The organism is Phyllobacterium sp. 1468, from assembly GCF_031455525.1.
Lineage (GTDB): Bacteria > Pseudomonadota > Alphaproteobacteria > Rhizobiales > Rhizobiaceae > Phyllobacterium.
Genome location: NZ_JAVDSX010000001.1, coordinates 373,910 through 388,302, shown reverse-complemented (window position 1 = coordinate 388,302; position 14,393 = coordinate 373,910). Strand labels below are relative to the sequence as shown.

At 57.7% G+C, this 14,393-nt stretch carries 14 protein-coding genes; 12 read left to right on the top strand and 2 right to left on the bottom strand.

Annotated features, from left to right (window positions below):
- The first annotated feature begins 73 nt into the window (after positions 1-73).
- Genes ssuD through J2X72_RS01905 form a run of 3 tightly spaced genes read left to right on the top strand, consistent with a single transcriptional unit; the run spans position 74 to position 2,808 of the window.
- Positions 74-1,228: an FMNH2-dependent alkanesulfonate monooxygenase gene (gene ssuD, locus J2X72_RS01915; protein ID WP_209999035.1), complete on the top strand. Its 1,155-nt coding sequence runs from the start codon at positions 74-76 to the stop codon at positions 1,226-1,228.
- On the top strand, positions 1,225-2,004 hold the full coding sequence (locus J2X72_RS01910; RefSeq protein WP_310067843.1) for an ABC transporter permease subunit: 780 nt from the start codon (positions 1,225-1,227) through the stop codon (positions 2,002-2,004). Before ssuD ends, J2X72_RS01910 begins: the two co-directional genes overlap by 4 nt.
- A gap of 9 nt (positions 2,005-2,013) precedes the next feature.
- Complete coding sequence (locus J2X72_RS01905) at positions 2,014-2,808, top strand: ATP-binding cassette domain-containing protein (protein WP_310067841.1); 795 nt, start codon at positions 2,014-2,016, stop codon at positions 2,806-2,808.
- A gap of 55 nt (positions 2,809-2,863) precedes the next feature.
- On the opposite strand, the gene fsa is transcribed toward J2X72_RS01905, so the two are convergent.
- On the bottom strand, positions 2,864-3,517 hold the full coding sequence (gene fsa / locus J2X72_RS01900; protein ID WP_112532174.1) for a fructose-6-phosphate aldolase: 654 nt from the start codon (positions 3,515-3,517) through the stop codon (positions 2,864-2,866).
- Between the two features lie 90 nt (positions 3,518-3,607).
- On the opposite strand from fsa, the gene J2X72_RS01895 reads away from it, so the two are divergent.
- From J2X72_RS01895 to J2X72_RS01855, 9 genes are all read left to right on the top strand, one after another.
- Positions 3,608-5,791: a primosomal protein N' gene (locus J2X72_RS01895; protein ID WP_310067836.1), complete on the top strand. Its 2,184-nt coding sequence runs from the start codon at positions 3,608-3,610 to the stop codon at positions 5,789-5,791.
- A 51-nt stretch (positions 5,792-5,842) separates the two neighbouring features.
- Complete coding sequence (locus tag J2X72_RS01890; RefSeq protein WP_209999040.1) at positions 5,843-6,232, top strand: DUF4345 family protein; 390 nt, start codon at positions 5,843-5,845, stop codon at positions 6,230-6,232.
- Positions 6,233-6,477: 245 nt separating this feature from the next.
- Positions 6,478-7,038 carry a F0F1 ATP synthase subunit delta gene (locus J2X72_RS01885; protein ID WP_209999041.1) on the top strand — a complete coding sequence of 187 codons (561 nt, stop codon included), beginning with the start codon at positions 6,478-6,480 and terminating at the stop codon, positions 7,036-7,038.
- A complete protein-coding gene (gene atpA, locus J2X72_RS01880; RefSeq protein WP_310067829.1) occupies positions 7,038-8,567 on the top strand; it encodes a F0F1 ATP synthase subunit alpha in 1,530 nt (509 codons plus the stop codon). Before J2X72_RS01885 ends, atpA begins: the two co-directional genes overlap by 1 nt.
- A 21-nt stretch (positions 8,568-8,588) precedes the next feature.
- Positions 8,589-9,467, top strand: coding sequence for a F0F1 ATP synthase subunit gamma (locus J2X72_RS01875; protein WP_310067827.1), 879 nt, complete (start codon positions 8,589-8,591; stop codon positions 9,465-9,467).
- Positions 9,468-9,485: 18 nt separating this feature from the next.
- Positions 9,486-11,132, top strand: coding sequence for a F0F1 ATP synthase subunit beta (gene atpD, locus J2X72_RS01870; protein ID WP_209999045.1), 1,647 nt, complete (start codon positions 9,486-9,488; stop codon positions 11,130-11,132).
- A gap of 57 nt (positions 11,133-11,189) precedes the next feature.
- A complete protein-coding gene (locus J2X72_RS01865; protein ID WP_112532179.1) occupies positions 11,190-11,597 on the top strand; it encodes a F0F1 ATP synthase subunit epsilon in 408 nt (135 codons plus the stop codon).
- Positions 11,598-11,773: 176 nt separating this feature from the next.
- Positions 11,774-12,559 carry an LssY C-terminal domain-containing protein gene (locus tag J2X72_RS01860; RefSeq protein WP_310067822.1) on the top strand — a complete coding sequence of 262 codons (786 nt, stop codon included), beginning with the start codon at positions 11,774-11,776 and terminating at the stop codon, positions 12,557-12,559.
- Between the two features lie 151 nt (positions 12,560-12,710).
- A complete protein-coding gene (locus J2X72_RS01855; RefSeq protein ID WP_310067819.1) occupies positions 12,711-13,463 on the top strand; it encodes a GGDEF domain-containing protein in 753 nt (250 codons plus the stop codon).
- 23 nt (positions 13,464-13,486) lie between these two features.
- On the opposite strand, the gene J2X72_RS01850 is transcribed toward J2X72_RS01855, so the two are convergent.
- The gene (locus J2X72_RS01850) at positions 13,487-14,365 is read right to left on the bottom strand and encodes an SIS domain-containing protein (protein WP_310067816.1); all 879 of its coding nucleotides are present in this window, start codon (positions 14,363-14,365) and stop codon (positions 13,487-13,489) included.
- Between the last annotated feature and the right edge of the window lie 28 nt (positions 14,366-14,393).

Sequence of the window (14,393 nt, the reverse complement as noted above, 5' to 3'; positions counted from 1 at the left end):
AAGGATATTCGCGCCATGCTGGGCTGCAAACATCTGCAAGTCTCAGCCCACAAGATCAGGATTGGATATTCTTATGACACAGCCAGCCCCGCTTGATTTCTTCTGGTTCATCCCGACGCATGGCGATGGCAGCTATCTCGGTTCCGAACGGCAGCAACGGCCGCCGGAACATGATTACCTCCGTGAGATAGCGCAGGCGGTCGATCGTCTGGGCTTCCCGGGTGTGTTGCTGCCAACGGGGCAAAGCTGCGAAGATTCCTGGATCACCGCAGCGGGGCTTGCCGCGCATACGGAGCGGTTGAAGTTTCTGGTGGCACTGCGTCCGGGTGTGACGTCCCCGGTTTTCGCCGCGCGGCAGACAGCAGCACTCGACCGCCTTAGCAACGGCCGTCTGCTGCTGAACGTGGTTGTTGGCGGAAATCCCAAGGAACTTGCAGGTGATGGTGTGTTTCTTCCGCATGACCAGCGCTATGAACAGGCGGCTGAATTCCTGAAGATCTGGCGCGATCTCGTCTCCGGCAAAACAGTCGACTTTGACGGCAAGCATTATCGGGTAGAAGGCGGAAGGCTTGACCTCTTGCCCGTACAGGAACGCGCACCGCTCTATTTCGGCGGTTCATCCGATGCGGGACAGGATCTAGCGGCGGAACAGGTCGACATGTACCTGACGTGGGGCGAACCGGTGGGGCAGGTTGCCGAAAAGATCGAGCGCGCCCGCGCAAAGGCGGCCCAAAAAGGCCGCAAGCTGCGGTTTGGCATTCGCCTGCACTTCATCGTTCGCGAAACTGACGATGAAGCGTGGGCCGCGGCGGACCGGCTGATCAGCAGGATCACCGATGAGCAGATCGAAGTCGCGCAGGCGCGGTTTCTCAAGGAAATGGATTCTGTCGGACAGCGCCGGATGGCGGAACTGCATGGCGGACGCCGCGACAAACTCGTTGTCGGTCCCAACCTGTGGGCCGGCGTTGGCCTCGTACGTGGCGGTGCAGGCACCGCACTTGTCGGATCGCCGCAAAGCATCGCAACGCGGATTCGCGAATATCAGGCGGTTGGTATCGATACCGTGATCGGTTCGGGCTATCCGCATCTGGAAGAAGCCTACCGTGTTGCGGAACTTCTGTTTCCAGAACTTGGTCTTGGCGGAAGTGCGCGCGCCCCGCGCCGTTCGATCGAGAACGAGTTCGGCGTCGGCTTTTATGGCGACAAACGCCTGCAGGCCTCTTCATGAGCCGGGCGCTCCAATCTATCGGGCGCAGCGCGCTGGGCTGGCTCTTGCCTGCCTTTCTGCTTGCCGGATGGGAAGGCGCGTCGCGAGCCGGGCTTATACCTGCCAACGTCTTGCCAGCACCATCCGCTGTCGGAGAGGCATTCTGGAAATTGCTTCTGTCGGGAGAACTCATTGAGAATATACGCATTTCGACATTGCGCGCTCTCAGCGGCTTTCTCGTCGGCGGTAGCATCGGTTTCGCGCTTGGCCTTGCCAATGGTCTATCGGCGCTCAGCCGCGAACTGACCGACACAACGCTGCAGATGATCCGCAACATTCCACATCTCGCGCTGATCCCGCTGGTAATCCTGTGGTTCGGCATAGATGAGGAAGCGAAACTGTTTCTCGTTGCGCTCGGCGTGTTCTTTCCAATTTACGTCAATACACTGCTTGGCATTCAGGGTGTCGATCCGCAGCTGGTGGAGATGGGGCGCATCTATGGCATGTCACGGACACAGCTCTTCCTGCGCGTAATCCTGCCGGGCGCGCTGCCCTCGATATTTGTCGGGTTGCGCTATGCGCTTGGCATCATGTGGCTGACATTGATCGTCGCCGAAACGATTTCAGCGTCCTCGGGTCTTGGCTACATGGCGATGCAGGCGCGCGAGTTCCTGCTGATCGACGTCGTTGTTCTATCGATTTTGATCTACGCGCTGCTTGGAAAGCTTGCGGATTCGCTGGCTCGGTTTCTCGAGCGGCTATCACTGCAATGGCACCCTGCCTTCCAGACTGTTTGAGGAACCAAGATGACCGCAGCGACGATAACAGCCCGCAAATCCTACTCCACGACGACGCCAGCCTATAGGCCGGCACCCCAAGGCAAGGTCTCGTTCTCGTTTCGCAATGTTGCCAAGCAGTTTGGCGGCAAGGCGGTGCTGCAAGGCATCAATCTTGATGTCTACGAGGGACAATTCGTTGCGGTCATCGGCAAGAGTGGCTGCGGCAAGAGTACCTTGTTGCGATTGATCGCCGGATTGGAAAAGCCGACATCGGGCGAGATCATTGCAGGCGTTGCGGAAGCTGATCAGAAACGTACCCGCATCATGTTTCAGGAGCCGCGACTCCTGCCTTGGGCGAGGGTTGCCGCCAATGTCGGCGTAGGGCTGACCGGTATCGAAAAGGGCGAGGCAGCGCGCAAGAAAAGTCTGGAAATTCTGGCCGAAGTCGGTTTGGCGGATCGTGACGGCGACTGGCCGTCCGTTCTTTCAGGCGGGCAGCGGCAGCGCGTCGCTCTTGCGCGCGCGCTGGTGGGGCACCCATCCGTATTGGCGCTGGACGAACCCCTGGGCGCGTTGGATGCGCTGACGCGGATCGAGATGCAGCAACTGCTGGAACGAATCTGGCTGGCGAAAGGATTCACCGCGGTTCTGGTGACACATGATGTAGCAGAGGCCGTTTCGCTTGCCGACAGGGTCGTCGTTATCGATAGCGGACGCATTGCGCTCGACCTGGCGATCCCGGTAGAGCGCCCGCGGCGTCATGCTTCGCCCGAACTGGCGTTTTTTGAACGGCAGATATTGGATCAGTTGTATAATCGATGAGAAAACGCCCGCCGACGATGTCAGCGGGCGTTGCATTCAGATAGTTATATTAAGATCAGGCGATCTTCTGGCCGGTCTTTGCCCAGTCTGCGAGGAAAGTCTCGAGACCCTTGTCGGTCAGCGGATGCTTGACGAGCGCCTTCAGCGTTGCCGGCGGTGCGGTTACGACATCTGCGCCGATTAGTGCAGCTTCCTTGACATGGTTTACGGTGCGGATCGAGGCTGCAAGGATTTCCGTCGGATAGTCGTAATTGTCGTAGATCGTCCGAATTTCGGAAATCAACTCAAGACCATTGATGCCGATGTCATCGATGCGGCCGATGAAAGGCGAGATGAATGTTGCACCCGCTTTAGCGGCCAGCAGAGCCTGATTGGCTGAGAAGCAAAGGGTAACATTGACAAGGTGTCCGTCGGAGCGAAGCGCCTTACAGGCCCTGAGGCCGTCGAGAGTAAGCGGTACCTTGATGCAGATATTGTCGGCGATCTTGGCAAGCACCGCCGCCTCTTTCATCATCTGCTCATATTCGACCGCTGTCACTTCGGCCGAAACAGGTCCCTTGACGATGCTGCAGATTTCTTTGGTGACCTCGAAGATGCTGCCGCCGGATTTGAGAATCAGCGAAGGGTTGGTTGTCACGCCATCAAGCAATCCAAGATCGTTGAGTTCGCGAATTTCCTTTACATCGGCGGTATCGGCGAAGAATTTCATCGGAGCAGTCCTTCCAAAAATGATAGAGGGGATATTTCTCCCGGAAAGTGGCTTTTCTTTATCCGAAAGCCGCGCCAAGGTCACGCCTATATGAGCCAGGATTCGTTCATCCCGCAAAAAATAGTTCCCGTGTTGGTGCCGATGCCGGCCGAACGGCCGTATAGCTATGCCGTGCCGGATGGCATGGCGGTGCAGGCCGGTTCAATCGTTCGGGTGCCGCTAGGGCCGCGCGAGGTCGCAGGGATTGTTACGGAGGGCTCGACAGATTCGATCGATGCGAAAAAGCTGCGGCCGATTTCAGAACTCTTTGACTGTCCTCCGGTCGATGATGGCATGATGCGGTTCATGCGCTGGGCCGCCGACTATACGATATCGCCGCCTGGCATGGTGGCGCGGATGGTGCTGCGGGTGCCTGCGGCGTTCGATCCGGAGCCGCCTGTTCCGGGGTTGCGGTTCTCCGGCCGCGAGCCCGACAGGATGACGGGAGCCCGCGCCCGCGTATTGGAACTTGCGGAAGACGGAATGGCATGGACCCGGACCGGACTTGCTCATGCCGCAGGCGTGTCGGCAACTGTCATCGATGGTCTCGCCGCTCAGGGCGTCTTCGAACAGGTGATGATCCCGGCGCGGCCAATCGTAGCCGCTCCCGATCCGGATTACGCGAAAGCGGCTTTGTCCCCCGATCAAACGCAAGCTGCAGATCAATTGGTCGAAGCGATGTCGACGAATAGCTTTTCGGTATCCTTGCTCGATGGCGTCACAGGCTCGGGCAAGACCGAAGTCTATTTCGAGGCGGTGGCCAAGGCTATCGAAAAAGGCAAACAGGTGTTGATCCTGTTGCCGGAAATCGCGCTGACCCAGCAATTTCTCGATCGGTTTCACGATCGGTTCGGTTCAAAGCCAGCGGAGTGGCATTCGGACCTCGCACCAAGATCGCGCGAGCGGGTGTGGCGGCAAGTGATGGAGGGCCAGGTCAGAGTTGTCGCGGGCGCGCGCTCGGCATTGTTCCTGCCGTTCAAGGATCTGGGATTAATCATTGTCGATGAAGAGCATGATCCGGCCTACAAGCAGGAGGACCGCGTGTTCTACAATGCGCGCGACATGGCCGTGGTGCGCGGGCATATCGGCAATTTTCCCGTGGTCCTGGCATCGGCGACACCGTCGATCGAAAGCCAGGTCAATGCCCAACAGGGACGCTACACGCGCATTCGCCTGCCGGGCCGCTATGCGCAGGCCGCGATGCCCGACCTCAAATCGATCGACATGCGTAAATCGCCGCCGCGACCGGGCGGTTTTCTTTCCCCCGCTCTGGTCGAGGCGATCAACCAGACCTTGCAGCGCAAGGAGCAATCGCTGCTGTTCCTCAATCGGCGTGGCTATGCACCGCTGACCTTGTGCCGGGTATGCGGTCATCGGTTTCAGTGCCCGGACTGTTCAAGCTGGCTTGTGGAGCATCGCTTTCGTGGTCAACTGGTCTGTCATCAATGCGGGCACCGCGAGGCCAGGCCCGAGGCTTGTCCATCCTGTGGTACGCTTGACCACCTGGTCGCTTGCGGCCCGGGTGTCGAGCGCATTGCCGAGGAAGCGGAGAAGACATTCCCCGATGCGCGCATCATCGTCCTGTCATCCGATCTCATGGGTGTGAAGCGTCTAAGGCTTGAACTCGACGCGATTGCGCGCGGCGAGGCGGATATCATCATCGGCACGCAGCTTGTCGCCAAGGGGCACAATTTTCCTAACATGACGCTCGTCGGCGTTGTCGATGCGGATCTCGGGCTTGCCAATGGCGATCCGCGCGCAGCCGAACGGACGTTCCAGTTGCTGAACCAGGTGACAGGGCGGGCGGGACGCACTGGCAAAAAGAGCCTTGGACTGTTGCAGACCTATCAACCGGACCATCCCGTCATGCGCGCGATCGTTTCCGGTGATTCACAAGCCTTTTATGAGCGCGAGATAGAGGAGCGAGAACGCTCCGGGCTGCCACCATTCGGCCGTCTGGCGGCATTGATTATCTCTGCAGCAACTCGGCCTGAGGCAGAAAATCATGCCCGGGCTTTGCGGCGTGGCGCGCCCGCCTCGCCGCAGATCAGTGTACTCGGTCCGGCGGAAGCAGCACTCGCGCTTGTTAGAGGGCGCCACCGCTTCCGACTCCTGATCCACGGCACCCGCAAAGCGGATATTCAGGGCTTTATCCGCGCCATGCTGGCGGCAGGACCAAAAGAACGGGGATCGGTGCGCGTGCAGGTTGATATTGATCCGCAAAGCTTCTTATAAAATCCGGCGCTGTGAAAGCAGGATTAAAGGGATTGGGGGAAGGGATAAGTCATGGAACTTTATTGGCCGGCGACTACGGGGGAATGGCTGGCTTGGCTGTCAGCCGCAATTACAGTCATCTTCGGATTAATCCTGTTTTTTGCGCCCCGCGTCGCACTTAAAATCATGCGCCTGCAGACGAAACCGGAGCGGCCTGAAGCGATATCTGAAGTGCGCGCCACGTTTGCCGGATTCTATCTCGGACTTGGGCTAAGCGCGCTGGTTTTTTCCCAGCCGTTTCTCTGGATCGCGCTTGGCGTTTCGTGGGGCTTTACGGTGTTCGGACGCCTGATCTCCATGATGTCGGATCGAGGCAACACAGCTTATAACTGGATATCGGTGCTTGTCGAAATTGCGCTGGCAACAGGCCCGTTGCTCTTTGCCTTCGGCTTCATTGCATAAACATGACACCATTAGTTGAATCAGTTGCTCATAATTATCCAGAGCTGCGGCGATTGGGACGGCCTTTTTAGGGGATTCGCGTGTTGCGAGTCCTGAGTTCCTATGCTAGACGGCATTCAAATCTCGTCGGATACGGCTTTCGGGTTGTGCCTTCGGCGGTAAAAAAATCAATAATGCCAAAGATTTGACCGAAAATCCCTTCCGGTTTCCAGATTTTTGGCTCCAACGCAGAGAGCTTGTCGTTCGTGGCAGAAACTTCGTCGCTCATTACCGGTGTTGCCCAGCGTTACGCGGGTTCGTTGTTCGACCTTGCGTCGGAGACGAAATCCGTTGCCGAGGTGGAGAAGAATCTCGGCGAGTTCGAGGCTCTCATTAACGGTAGTGCCGATCTGAAGCGACTGGTTTTGAGCCCGGTCTTCTCATCGGGGGATCAGGTCAAGGCGATTTCCGCCATCCTTGCAAAGGCCAAGATCGGCGGCCTTGTCGGCAATTTCCTGCGTGTCGTCGCGCAGAACCGGCGCCTGTTCGCGGTGCCTGCCATGATCCAGTCATTTCGCCAGATCGCCAGCGCGCAGCGCGGCGAGGTTTCGGCGGACGTTACTTCGGCGCATGCCTTGACGGCAGCGCAGCAAACAGAATTGAAGGCCACGCTGAAAAGCGTCGCCGGCAAGGACGTGACAATCAATGTCACTGTTGATCCATCGATCCTTGGAGGTCTCATCGTCAAGTTGGGGTCCCGCCAGATCGATACTTCACTTCGCACAAAACTTTCTTCGCTTAAGCTTGCACTGAAAGAGGTCGGCTGATGGACATCCGTGCCGCGGAAATTTCCGCAATCCTGAAAGAGCAAATCAAGAATTTCGGTCAGGAGGCAGAAGTCTCCGAGGTCGGTCAGGTTCTGTCCGTCGGTGACGGTATTGCTCGTGTATATGGTCTGGACAATGTTCAGGCCGGTGAAATGGTCGAGTTCCCGGACGGTACCCGTGGCATGGCCCTGAACCTCGAAAGTGACAATGTCGGCGTCGTTATTTTCGGTTCAGACCGTGACATCAAGGAAGGCGACACCGTCAAGCGGACCGGCGCAATCGTTGACGTTCCCGTTGGCAAGGAATTGCTCGGCCGTGTTGTCGATGCGCTCGGTAATCCGATTGACGGCAAGGGTCCGATCAAGGCAGCGCAACGTTCGCGCGTTGACGTCAAAGCGCCAGGCATCATCCCCCGCAAGTCGGTGCATGAGCCTATGTCGACCGGCCTCAAGGCTATCGATGCGCTGATCCCGGTCGGCCGCGGCCAGCGCGAGCTGGTCATCGGCGATCGCCAGACCGGCAAGACTGCGATTATTCTCGATACTTTCCTTAATCAGAAGCCGGCTCATGATGCAGGCAATGAGAGCGAAAAGTTGTATTGCGTCTACGTCGCTATCGGCCAGAAGCGTTCGACTGTTGCGCAGTTCGTCAAAATCCTTGAAGAACGCGGCGCGCTTGAATACTCGATCATCGTTGCTGCGACGGCTTCCGATCCTGCGCCGATGCAGTATCTGGCGCCCTTTGCCGGTTGCACGATGGGCGAATACTTCCGCGACAACGGCATGCACGCCCTGATCGGGTATGACGATCTGTCCAAGCAGGCCGTCGCGTACCGCCAGATGTCCCTGCTGCTGCGCCGTCCTCCGGGCCGCGAAGCCTATCCGGGCGACGTTTTCTATCTGCATTCCCGTCTGCTGGAGCGCTCTGCAAAGCTCAACGACGACAACGGCGCCGGTTCCCTGACCGCATTGCCTGTCATCGAGACCCAGGCGAACGACGTGTCCGCCTATATTCCGACCAACGTGATCTCGATCACCGATGGTCAGATATTCCTTGAAACCAACCTGTTCTACCAGGGTATCCGCCCGGCCGTGAACGTCGGTCTGTCGGTTTCCCGCGTTGGTTCTTCCGCACAGATCAAGGCGATGAAGCAGGTTGCCGGTTCGATCAAAGGCGAGTTGGCTCAGTACCGCGAAATGGCGGCCTTTGCGCAGTTCGGTTCGGATCTCGACGCCTCGACGCAACGCCTGCTCAACCGCGGCGCGCGCCTCACCGAGCTGTTGAAGCAGCCACAGTTCTCGCCGCTGAAGACGGAAGAGCAGGTTGCGGTTATCTACGCCGGCGTCAATGGCTATCTCGACAAGCTTGCCGTTAATCAAGTCAATAATTTCGAGCAAGGTCTGCTCACATGGCTTCGTACGGAACACAAGGATGTTCTTGCGACGATTGCCAAGGAAAAGCAGATCAGCGACGAGACCAAAGGCAAGCTCAAGGCCGCTGTTGACGGCTTTGCCAAGTCCTTCGCTTAACATTACGGACGGGATGAACGGATGCCTTCGTTAAAGGATCTGAGAAACCGGATCGCCTCGGTCAAGGCGACGCAGAAAATAACCAAGGCGATGCAAATGGTCGCCGCGGCGAAGCTGCGTCGTGCGCAGGAGGCTGCGGAAGCCGCTCGTCCCTATTCGCAGCGCATGGCTGCGGTTCTGGCGAACATCGCTTCCAATGTCGATGGCGATGATGCGCCTGTGCTGATGAGCGGGACAGGCAAGGACGATGTGCATCTGCTTGTCGTCTGCACTTCTGAACGTGGCTTGTGTGGCGGTTTCAACGCGCAGATTGCGCGTCTGGCTCGGGATCATACCCGCCGGCTTCTCGCCGACGGCAAGACGGTCAAGATCATTACCGTTGGCAAGAAAGGCGCAGATATCCTGCGCCGTGATCTCGGCAAGAATATCATTGACCACGTCAATTTGCGTGAAGTCAAAACACTTGGTTTCGTCAACGCCGACGAAATCGGTCACAAGATCATCACGCTCTTCAATGAGGGCGCGTTCGACGTTGCCACGCTGTTCTATTCGGAATTCAAATCGGTAATCGCACAGATACCGACTGCCCAGCAGCTGATTCCAGCCAGTGAAATCGGCGATGTCGAGCCGGAGAGCGCAGGCGATGCAGTTTATGAATATGAGCCGGATCCGGCCGCCATTCTTGGCGATCTGATTCCGCGTAATATTTCCGTCCAGGTTTTCCGCGCTCTCCTTGAAAACGCGGCATCGGAGCAGGGTGCACGTATGTCCGCCATGGACAATGCAACCCGCAATGCCGGTGACATGATCAACAAGCTGACAATGTCGTACAACCGCCAGCGTCAAGCCCAGATCACCAAAGAACTGATTGAAATTATTTCGGGCGCGGAAGCGCTCTAATCGCGAAGGTAAGGATCGATGGCTAAAGCAGCGACCCCGAAAACACCCGCAGCCGCCAAGGCTGCCCCGGCAGCAAAGACAGCTGCAGCAAAGACATCTGCAGCAAAGGCAACTGCCGAGGCCGTGAAGCCGGTTGCAAAAGCCGCTGCTCCAAAAGCAGCTGCCAAGACTGCCCCAGCTGCCAAAGCCGCAGCCCCTGCAAAGGCAACAACGGCAGCCACACCCAAGGCTGCTCTCAAGGCAACTGGCGTTGCCGGTCGCGTCAGCCAGGTTATCGGCGCTGTTGTCGACGTGGCCTTCGATAGTGGTGTTCTGCCGCAGATTCTGAACGCGCTGGAAACCGACAATCTCGGCAACCGCCTCGTTCTCGAAGTCGCGCAGCACCTCGGTGAGAATACTGTGCGCACGATCGCCATGGACTCGACCGAAGGCCTGATCCGCGGCCAGGTCGTCTACGATACCGGTTCGCCCATCATGGTGCCGGTTGGCGAAGAAACACTTGGCCGCATCATGAACGTCATCGGCGAGCCCGTCGATGAAGCAGGCCCGATCAAGACAAAGCTTTCCCGCGCCATCCACCAGCCGGCCCCTGCCTATGTCGAGCAGTCGACGGAAGCCGAGATCCTTGTCACCGGCATCAAGGTGGTCGACCTCCTCGCGCCTTATGCACGCGGCGGCAAAATCGGTCTCTTCGGTGGTGCAGGCGTCGGCAAGACTGTTCTCATCATGGAACTGATCAACAATGTTGCCAAGGCGCATGGCGGTTATTCGGTATTCGCCGGTGTGGGTGAACGCACCCGTGAGGGTAACGATCTTTATCACGAGATGATCGAATCCGGCGTTAACAAGGAAGGCGGCGGCGAAGGCTCCAAGGCCGCTCTTGTCTACGGCCAGATGAACGAGCCACCAGGGGCGCGCGCTCGTGTTGCTCTGTCGGGTCTGACTGTCGCCGAGCATTTCCGCGACCAGGGCCAGGACGTTCTGTTCTTCGTGGACAACATCTTCCGCTTTACGCAGGCCGGTTCCGAAGTGTCCGCTTTGCTTGGCCGTATTCCGTCCGCCGTGGGCTATCAGCCGACGCTGGCGACCGACATGGGCCAGATGCAGGAGCGCATCACCACGACGCACAAGGGTTCGATCACGTCGGTTCAGGCCATCTACGTCCCCGCCGACGATTTGACCGATCCTGCGCCTGCGACTTCGTTCGCTCACCTTGATGCGACGACTGTTCTCAATCGCGCCATCTCCGAGAAGGGAATTTACCCGGCTGTGGATCCGCTCGACTCGACATCGCGCATGCTCGATCCGCTGATCGTCGGTGATGAGCATTATCAGACGGCCCGTCAGGTGCAGTCGATCTTGCAGCGCTACAAGTCGCTCCAGGACATTATCGCCATCCTCGGCATGGACGAGCTTTCGGAAGAAGACAAGATTGCCGTGGCCCGCGCCCGCAAGATCGAACGTTTCCTGTCACAGCCATTCTTCGTCGCCGAAATCTTTACCGGTTCGCCGGGCAAGCTGGTCGATCTGGCAGACACCATCAAGGGCTTCAAGGGTCTGTGCAATGGTGATTATGATCACCTGCCAGAGGCTGCGTTCTACATGGTCGGCTCGATCGACGAGGCGATCGAGAAGGCACAGCGTTTGGCTGCGGAAGCTGCTTAACGCATGACTATGGCGGGCTCCGGCCCGTCTTTTCGCCACAGGATTTGAGTGATTATCATGGCAGAAGCCTTTCAGTTCGAACTCGTCTCACCAGAGCGTCTGCTTCTTTCGGAGCAGATCATTGAGGTCGTCGTTCCAGGTACGGAGGGTTACATGACCGTCATGGCGCACCATGCGCCATTGATGGCAACTGTGAAGCCGGGCGTCGTCGCAGTGAAGACACCGGACGGCAAGCTGGACAGCTATGTGGTTTTTGGCGGCTTCGTCGACATCACGCCCGACGGCTGCACGCTCCTTGCTGAATCGGCCGTACATGTCGCCGATATAAGGGCCGATGAGTTGCAGAACCGCATAAAGGACGCTCAGGAAGACTTCGAAGACGCCACAACCCGCGAAGACCGGGCCAAGGCAGAAGACCTTCTCGGCCAACTGAAGACACTCGAGGAAGCCATCAAGGCAGCGTGATCGGGCCAAACCGAGCGATGATAAATCAAGCGGGCTTCGGCCCGTTTTTTATTACGGCAGGTTCCTGCAATGGCGGTCCCGACGAACAAGTCCGGTTGAACGACCGCATCATGTTCTTTCCGAAGCGATCACGCTAAGATCGGTCTGAGAAACCATAGGGCGGGGGCAAAGAAGAAATGAAGCGTCTGTTTGTCGGTGCTGCCATCATCGTTGCCGTCTACCTCTTGCTCGCATATGTGGTCCTACCGACGGTCTGGACTCACTATGAACGACAGCCAGGCCTTGCCAACCATCCCATGGTGACGAAGACCGCACGAGGCATTCCCGGCGACCCGCTAAACGTCGGCCTCATAGGTGATCGTGAGGACATCATCCGCGCCATGCACGCCGGTGCCTGGTATCCGGCCGATCCCGTCACCCTGCGTTCCAGCATCGATATCATTGGAAGCGTGCTACTCGACCGGCCTTACGACAAGGCTCCGGTCAGCCCGCTATTTTATGACGGCCGCCGCGAGGACCTAGCCTACGAAATGCCCGTTGGCAGCAGTGCAAAGCAGCGACATCATGTTCGTTTGTGGAAGGTGCTCGACACGGGCGTAGAACAACGGCCCGTGTGGCTCGGTTCCGCAACCTTCGATCAACGCGTAGGGCTCAGCGAGTATACCGGTCAGGTAACGCATGACATCGCACCGGATATCGATGCCGAGCGTGACTATTTTGCCAATAGCCTCACCAAGGCGGGTATGGTGGAAGCGATCTATCAGGTCTCGGGCGTCGGGCCGACGCTCAATGGCCGCAATGGCGAGGGCAGCCCATATTTTACCGACGGCGAAATTCGCATGCTGACCTTGGTCCATAAGGGGCTACGCCGGAGCCAGCCGCCTGAAATACTTGCCTCACCGCCGCTGATTGAAGCCAAGGACAATGCCTGGATGACAATCAAGGAGGCGTTGGGCAATTAGCAGATTTTTTTGCGCAGGCTTCTGGTTTTCTTAAAAAATCGGGAGGATCGCCATTGCGCTTCAAAGAATAAAGAACCGGACCGAGGCCATTTACTCCATGTTTCACATTCGAGGCATATAAGACAGCAAGCGCGTTCCTTGGATTTTTCGGATGAACACTTTCAATCGCTGGATGACAATGTTCGAGGCGTTGTCACCCGTCAGGCAAATCCTGCTGGTGCTTGGGCTCGGCTGTGTTCTCGCCAATGGTCTGGCCGCCATCTTCTTCAAGCTCGGCGGTTACGAAAGTCTCGACAGGACGATCCTCGTGACAACGCTGATCGTTATTGTTGTCGGAGGCCCGCTTGGAGCATTCCTGGTCGGATTGAACTATCGCCTTAAGGTCATGGCGCACGAGCTCGACATTGCATTCCGCAAAGACGGGATGACAGGGCTATCGACGCGTCATGAGTTTTATTTACGGGTCGAGCAGATGATCCTCGGTAACAATCCTGCTCTCAGTGCCGGAGCCGTGCTCTATATAGATGCGGATCACTTCAAGTCGGTCAACGATCAGTTCGGCCACGCCGCTGGAGATGATGCCCTGCAAGAGATAGGAACGCTCATTGGAAAGCGGTTGGGCCGGCGTGATGTCGGCGCGCGCTTTGGCGGCGAAGAATTTGCGGTTTTCCTCGCCGATGCAGACTATGGCAAAGCATCATGGGTGGCGCACGGCATACTGCTCGATGTACGAGGCATATCGCGGAAAGTCGCCCGGAGCGAATTGTCGTTGACGGTCAGCATCGGTGTTGCGTTTCATCAGCCTGGGCAAACATTGGAGCAACTGGTCAATGCCGCGGATGAATGCCTCTACCGTGCCAAGAACCAAGGGCGTGATCGCATCGTTTACGAGATGGCTTCGTAGTCCCAGAGCGCTTCTCCAGGCTATCAAATGGGCTGGACTTTGCGCATATCGCTCAGTTGCCGCTTCATATTGTGAATGCGCGCTTGATCTTCGATCGGTCGGCGCATCGCCACGCTGGTCGACAGAACGTCGATCACGACGAGCGCGGCTATGCGCGAGATCGTCGGCGTATACATATTGGTGTTCTCCAGGGTCTCGACGATCAGTGCCACGTCACAGTAACTGGTAAGGGGCGACTCCGAACCCGTCAGACAAATTACGGCGGCGCCGTTGGCGCGAGCAATGCGGGCAATCTCGATGATGGAGCGCGTTGTTCCGGTATTGGAAATCACAAAGGCAACATCGCCCTGCTTCATCATCGAGGCGATCATGATTTGCTGATGTGAATCGAGCTGTGCCCCGCAAGGAACACCAAAGAGTGGAAACTTCTGCTGGGCGTCTCGCGCAACAATGCCCGACGCGCCAAAGCCAAAAAATTCAATGGTCCGGGCCTGCGCCAGAATGTCGATGGCTTTGCGCAGAGCGGTCCTGTCAAGGTGGGATCTCGCCCAATCGAGACTCGTCATGGTGTACTCGAAGATCTTCTCGGCCACCGTCTCCGGATCATCAGTATCCAGCAGGACTGAATGGGTCGCCGGTGTGCCGAAAGCCAGACTCTGAGCGAGCCGTATCTTGAAATCCTGGAAGCCTTTGCATCCGATCGCCATAGCAAAGCGCAGGACCGTAGGCTGACTGACCTCGGCAAGTGTTGCTGTCTCACCCACTGTCGCGTTCAGGATTCGCTGGGGGTCCTTTAGAACCACATCCGCGACCTTACGATCCGATTTGCGGAGCTCGGCCCGCATTGCGCGGATAATTTCGATGATGTTGCGACCGCCGGCATCGCGGAGATCCGGGCGCATTCCCCTTTCATCATCGTGTGGTTCTCCA